At 42.1% G+C, this 715-nt stretch carries 1 protein-coding gene; it reads right to left on the bottom strand.

The window, feature by feature from the left end; genetic code table 11:
* Nucleotides 1–540 (bottom strand): M20/M25/M40 family metallo-hydrolase (locus tag HC175_RS15845; protein WP_317172335.1); only part of this gene is annotated, 540 nt, incomplete at its 3' end.
* Nucleotides 541–715: the final 175 nt, after the last annotated feature.

Below are 715 nucleotides of genomic sequence, written 5' to 3'. Positions count from 1 at the left end.
TTCTTCCATATGAACCGTATCCATTAGCTCAAATTCATCATCTACATGATGGTAGTAGGGGTAATTGGTGAAGTCAAAAGTAGAGATCGTCTGTGCCGGAATCTTGAATTCCCGGTAAAACGGATAATTATCACTTCTTTGAAAGAGGCTGTATTGTTTGGCTTCAGGCAGAAATCCAACGACATTTTCACCTGCATATTCATTGAATTTTTCTGCCATATTTGAGGCATCGTAGCCTGTGAGATAAGCTTTATAAGCTCTTCCTTCCATGGGCACCCCTATCATTTCAATATTGAACATGGTGTAAAGATCAATTCCTTTGGCTTTTAAGCTTTTGGCAAGTTCCTTAGCCCCTACCAGGCCCATTTCTTCTGCGGAAAAAAGAGTGAATAAAATACTCCTTTTTGGAGGTCGTGCCGCGAAGTATTTCGCAAGTTCCAGTACTGCAGTAGTTCCGGAAGCGTTATCATTGGCGCCATTTGCGATCTCGTCTCCTTCAGCCGCTTCTTCCAGGCCCACATGATCATAATGGGATCCAATAATGATAAATTAATCCTTTAATCGGGGATCTGTTCCCTCTACCATTCCCACCAGATTAAACCCTTGAGTCTCCTGAATGGTAAAATTGTGCCTGTAGGTGTCAAAAAACGGCTGTAGATCATGTTCTTCAAAAACAGCCTCAATATATTGCGCGGCTTTCTCTATACCCTCTGTT

This window comes from Salinimicrobium oceani, from assembly GCF_012037645.1.
This window is presented reverse-complemented; position numbering and strand designations above follow the sequence as displayed.